Consider the following 5,440-nt stretch of genomic DNA (forward strand, 5'->3'; position numbering starts at 1 on the left):
CGCTGGCGCCCACTTCGGCGGCAATGCCTTCGAGCACGCCCAGCACCTTGGTCAGCCGCGCCGGTTCGTTGCCGGCCCAGTCCTTCTGCGGCGCGAGCCGGATGCGCGCGCCGTTGGCACCGCCGCGCATGTCCGAGCCGCGATAGGTGCGGGCACTGTCCCAGGCGGTGCTGACCATCTCACCGATGCTCAGACCACTGTCGGCGATCTTGGCTTTGACCGCATCCACGTCGTAGTCTTTCTTGCCGGCCGGGACCGGGTCCTGCCAGATCAGGTCTTCAGAGGGCACATCCGGGCCGAGATAGCAGGCCTTCGGGCCCATATCACGGTGGGTCAGTTTGAACCATGCACGGGCAAAGCAATCGGAGAAATAGTCAAAGTCGTTATTGAATTTCTCGATGATGGCGCGATAGGTCGGGTCCATCTTCATCGCCATGTCGGCATCGGTCATGATCGGCATGCGACGGATTGACGGATCTTCGACGTCAACCGGCATGTCTTCTTCCTTGATGTTGACCGGTTCCCACTGGGTTGCACCGGCAGGGCTTTTCTTAAGCTCCCACTCATAACCCAGCAGAAGTTCGCAATAGCCGTTATCCCACTTGGTCGGGTGGGTGGTCCAGGCACCTTCGATGCCTGAGGTCACAGTATCGCGGCCAATGCCACGCTTGGTGTGGTTCATCCAGCCAAAGCCCTGTTCATGAACGTCGGCTGCTTCGGGTTCGGCTTCAAGCAGGGAGGCATCGCCATTGCCGTGCGTTTTACCAACCGTGTGACCACCAACCGTGAGGGCAGCAGTTTCTTCGTCATTCATCGCCATACGGGCGAAGGTTTCACGCACCTGGGCGGCGGTCTTGAGCGGGTCGGAAACGCCGTTGACACCTTCCGGGTTCACATAGATCAGGCCCATCTGGACAGCGGCCAGCGGGTTTTCCATGGTGTCAGGCTTGGAGACATCGTCATAACGATTGTCAGATGGTGCCAGCCATTCTTTTTCAGCCCCCCAATAGGTGTCCTTTTCCGGATGCCAGATATCTTCGCGGCCACCGGCAAAGCCAAAGACTTTCAGGCCCATGGATTCATAGGCCATGGTGCCAGCCAGAATGATCAGGTCGGCCCAGGAGAGCTTGTTGCCGTATTTCTTTTTGATCGGCCAGAGAAGACGACGCGCTTTATCAAGGTTGGCGTTATCAGGCCAGGAGTTCAGCGGGGCGAAACGAAGGTTGCCCTTGCCGCCGCCGCCACGACCGTCGGCCAAACGGTATGAGCCGGCAGAGTGCCAAGCCATACGGATCATCAGCCCGCCATAATGGCCCCAGTCGGCCGGCCACCAGTCCTGGCTGTCGGTCATGAGATTTTTGATGTCGGTCTTGACCGCTTCAAGGTCGAGCTTTTTGAATTCTTCGGCATAGTTGAAGTCTTCACCATAGGGGTTCACCTTGGTGTCGTGCTGGTGAAGAATGTCGAGATTAAGCGTCTTTGGCCACCAGTCGCTGACTGATTTGCCCGTCTCGGTCATGCCACCATGCATTACCGGACATTTCCCTGCGGTATGTTTTCCGTCCATTTTTTCTCTCTCCGTCGTGGCTGAGATGTTTTAAACAGCTCCTGGACCCGTATCGCGTGTATCGCGCGGTCGTGGGACGCGTTTGTGTGTTGCGTCCGTTTGTTGTTTCTCCCTGACCTAGTTTAACCAAAACCAGCACCATGAAACCAGAAGTTATGCGTGACGGTTTCATGTTGAAGGTAATCATCAACTCAGGGATCGCAATGCGACACGGGGTAATCAATTTTGCGCAACGGGTTTCCCCATCGCTTTGAGAAGGCTAACAACGATACAGGCAATAGGGGAAATAGTTATTTCATGTGTTTTCGATAGTTTTTGTCGATGATTTGATCTGGGGCGGTGAAAGCGCCGGTTTTGGCCGGGGGTGGTTGGGGCCGTGACATTTGCAATCAGTCGGGTAGACTGTGTTCGAGTTCACAGCCTTAAGGCCTTAAACATGCGGGGGGGGTCTTATTCCCGGATGTTGCCAGGCCAAATCCTCGCCCCACAGAAAGCGGAAATCCCCATATGTCTCATTCTTCAAAAGGTGCCATCTATATGGCGGCAGCGGCCAATTTGCTGATTGCTGTCGCCAAGTTTGGTGGGGCGGCGATTACCGGATCGGCCGCGATGATGTCAGAAGGCATTCATTCGCTTGTCGATACCGGCAATCAGGGGCTTTTGCTTTTGGGCTTGAAGCTTTCGACCCGCGAACCTGATGAACGGCATCCGCTGGGCTATGGCAAGGAGACCTATTTCTGGTCGTTCCTGGTGGCGGTGATGATTTTTGGCCTTGGTGCTGGCGTTTCAATCTGGGAAGGGGTGGACAAGGTCATTCATCCGCATGCGCTTGATGTGCATGTGGTGGCAACATTTGGCGGGTTTGATATCCGCACCTATCACGTGGTGTTTTCGATCCTGGTCATTGCGATTGTGCTGGAAGGCTTGGCGTTTCGCACGGCCTATATCACCTTCCGGGCACAGCATCCGAACGTGCCGCTGATCAAGGCGGTACGCAGCAGCAAGGACCCGACCGTATTCGTCATCCTGTTTGAGGATTCAGCAGCGCTTTTGGGGCTTGTTGTGGCGTGTGTCGGGATTGCAGCGGCCTATTTGCTTGAAATGCCGGTTCTTGATGGGCTGGCATCAGTGATGATCGGGCTTATTCTGGCGGTGACGGCCTTTATGCTGGCGGTTGAGTGCAAGGGGCTTTTGATCGGGGAAAGTGCCAACAGTCAAAGCCGCAAGAAGATCAATGATATGGTCGCCGCCATTCCCGGCATTCTTAAGGTCAACGAGATCATTACCCTGCATCACGGGCCGCAAAGCCTGATTGTGTGTGTCAGTGTTGATTTTGAAGATACGGTGACATCGGTCGCATTGGAGGCCGCCGTGTCGCGGCTTGAAAGTGATATTCGCGCCGAAATTCCCGAAGTATCGAAAGTGTTTATCGAAGCACAGAACTGGCGGGCCCATCAGAAGATGATGGATGAATTGGGCAGTGGCCCCGATGCCGCCCCCTTAACCCATCCGGCCTAAAGCTTCGGTGCTATTGGTGTGTGCGCTGGTTGCAGTTGAACTGGCGTGCGCGAAATAGTATGAGGAATAAAACCAATAAGGAATTTCACGGGAAGGGACGCGTTCGAACATGACTAAAAAGATCTTGCCGAGCTGGATCGCGGTTGATTGGGGGACGTCAAACCTGCGCCTTTGGGCGATGGATGATACCGCTAACATCCTTGGTTCGGCGGAAAGTCCGCTGGGTATGAATGCGATTGCCAGCGACCCCAAACTTTCGTTTGAGGCGGTCCTGATTGGTTTGATCGAAGATTGGCTTGGCGCTGACCCGGCACAGCTGCCGGTGGTGATTTGCGGCATGGCCGGGGCCAAGCAGGGCTGGATCGAGGCACCTTATTGCGATGTGCCGGCACGGCCATCCGATCTGGCCAAGGGGGCGGTAACACCAAATGTGAGTGATCCTCGCATTTCGGTTTTTATCCTGCCGGGGCTTTGTCAGCGCGGTGACCCTGATGTCATGCGCGGCGAGGAAACCCAGCTTGTTGGCTTTATGGCGCAGAACCCGGATTTTTCCGGCTGGGTCTGTTTGCCCGGCACCCATTCGAAATGGGCGCATGTCGCCGATGGCGTGATCAAGGCGTTTCGCACCTATATGAGTGGCGAGGTGTTTGCCTTGCTTTCGCAGCAATCCATCCTGCGCCATTCGGTGGATGATGCATGGGACAATGCTGCCTTTGCTGATGCGGTGCGCAAGGCATCCGAACAGCCAACCGAATTCCTGCACAGCCTGTTTACCGTGCGGGCCGGGGCGTTGGTGGCCAAGGGGGATGCATCTGTTGCGCCGGGGGCGGCGGTTTTATCGGGCACGGTTATTGGAGCCGAGATTGCCGATGTTTTAAGTCGCCTTGCACCGGGGGATGACATTGCCCTGATCGGGGCGGGAAAGCTGGCATCGCTTTATCAGGCGGCCTTGGCGGTTCATAACCACAAGGCAACGCCGCAGGACGGGGCTGCGATTACGCTTGCCGGGTTGTCGCGTGCCTATGGCGTTGTGACGGGCTAAATCCCGATCTATTCAGGCCCCGGATGCATGACATGCAGGCGGGCTTAACAAACAGGAATACAGTTATGGCTTATCCGACATCCGTCAATGATCAGATCACCGATAGCGTTTCAGGCGCCGGGCATCGCAAATTGATCGCGATCCTGCGCGGCGTGCAGCCCCACGAGGCCGTTGATATGGCGCGCGCGCTTGTCGATGCCGGGATCACGATGATCGAGGTGCCGCTAAATTCCCCCGAACCGCTTAAAAGTATTTCTGCGATGAAAGAGGCGGTCGGGGATGCCGCGATGATCGGGGCGGGCACGGTTTTGACAACCGATGACGTTGCCAATGTGAAGGCGGCGAACGGTGAATTTGTCGTATCGCCCAACTGCGATATTGAGGTGATCGCCAAGACCAAGGAAGTTGGTATGGGCTCCTGGCCCGGTGTTCTGACGCCCACCGAATGCTTTGCCGCGATCAAGGCCGGTGCCGATGGGCTTAAGATTTTCCCGGCCAGCATCATCGGCGCTGAGGGCATCAAGGCAATGCGTGCTGTCCTGCCACAAGATGTGCCGGTTTATGCCGTTGGCGGTGTCGGCCCGGATGATTTTAGCGTTTATGCCAAGGCGGGCTGCGATGGCTTTGGCCTTGGTTCGGGCATCTATAAACCCGGCATGACGGCTGGCGATGTCTCACAGGCGGCGATTGCCTATGTCCGCGCGCATGATGCGGTGTTTGGCTGAAGGGCCCGCTCCGGAACATTCGGTTTGAAATAATTCCAAATCGTGGAAGTGCGTTTGACCCTTGGGGGCGTGCGGGCTAAATTCCTGCCATTGTCTGAATTCCTGAACATGGGAGGATCCATTGGATCTTGGAATTAAGGGCCGCAAGGCCATCGTTTGTGCCTCATCCAAGGGGCTTGGGCGTGGCTGCGCGATCAAACTGGCCGAAGCCGGTGTTGATCTTGTGCTCAATGCGCGTTCCAAAGGGCCGCTGAATGAAACTGCGGAATATATCCGTGATACCTATGGTGTGAATGTCACCACGGTCGCCTGCGACATCACTACCGAAGAAGGCCGTAACAAGGTTCTGGCCGCTGTCGATGCGCCGGACATTCTGGTCAATAACGCCGGTGGTCCGCCCCCGGGTATCTGGTCCGACTGGGGTCAGAAGGAATGGGAAGCCGCCGTTCAGTCCAACATGCTGACCCCGATCCTGTTGGCGACCGCGGTTCTGCCGGGCATGATTTCGCGCCAGTGGGGCCGGATTGTGAATATCACGTCGGGTTCGGTCAAATCGCCGATCCCGCATCTGGGCCTTTCGAACGGTGC

5 protein-coding genes are annotated in these 5,440 nt (G+C 56.5%); 4 read left to right on the forward strand and 1 reads right to left on the reverse strand.

The annotated features are described in order from the left end of the window. Positions 1-1,567 (reverse strand): catalase/peroxidase HPI (gene katG / locus B2T33_RS02370; protein ID WP_286791049.1); only part of this gene is annotated, 1,567 nt, incomplete at its 3' end. A gap of 507 nt (positions 1,568-2,074) precedes the next feature. Between katG and B2T33_RS02375 the strand changes: the two genes are divergently transcribed. The 4 genes from B2T33_RS02375 to B2T33_RS02390 form a co-directional block, all read left to right on the forward strand. Beyond that, on the forward strand, positions 2,075-3,085 hold the full coding sequence (locus tag B2T33_RS02375) for a cation diffusion facilitator family transporter (protein ID WP_286791050.1): 1,011 nt from the start codon (positions 2,075-2,077) through the stop codon (positions 3,083-3,085). Positions 3,086-3,194: 109 nt separating this feature from the next. Next, entirely contained in the window at positions 3,195-4,127 is a 933-nt protein-coding gene (locus B2T33_RS02380; RefSeq protein ID WP_286791051.1) for a 2-dehydro-3-deoxygalactonokinase, read from the forward strand. Positions 4,128-4,192: 65 nt separating this feature from the next. Next, positions 4,193-4,852, forward strand: coding sequence for a 2-dehydro-3-deoxy-6-phosphogalactonate aldolase (locus tag B2T33_RS02385; protein ID WP_286791052.1), 660 nt, complete (start codon positions 4,193-4,195; stop codon positions 4,850-4,852). 121 nt (positions 4,853-4,973) lie between these two features. Then, positions 4,974-5,440 (forward strand): SDR family NAD(P)-dependent oxidoreductase (locus tag B2T33_RS02390; RefSeq protein WP_286791094.1); only part of this gene is annotated, 467 nt, incomplete at its 3' end.

The sequence above is a fragment of the Thalassospira sp. UBA4513 genome, from assembly GCF_002388495.1.
In the GTDB taxonomy this organism is placed as follows: Bacteria; Pseudomonadota; Alphaproteobacteria; order Rhodospirillales; family Thalassospiraceae; genus Thalassospira; species Thalassospira tepidiphila.

What these genes read in the sequence shown, in the direction of transcription:
- B2T33_RS02375 (WP_286791050.1), top strand. Translation starts at nt 2,075, where the DNA reads ATGTCTCATTCTTCAAAAGGTGCCATCTATATGGCGGCAGCGGCCAAT.
- B2T33_RS02380 (WP_286791051.1), top strand. Translation starts at nt 3,195, where the DNA reads ATGACTAAAAAGATCTTGCCGAGCTGGATCGCGGTTGATTGGGGGACG.
- B2T33_RS02385 (WP_286791052.1), top strand. Translation starts at nt 4,193, where the DNA reads ATGGCTTATCCGACATCCGTCAATGATCAGATCACCGATAGCGTTTCA.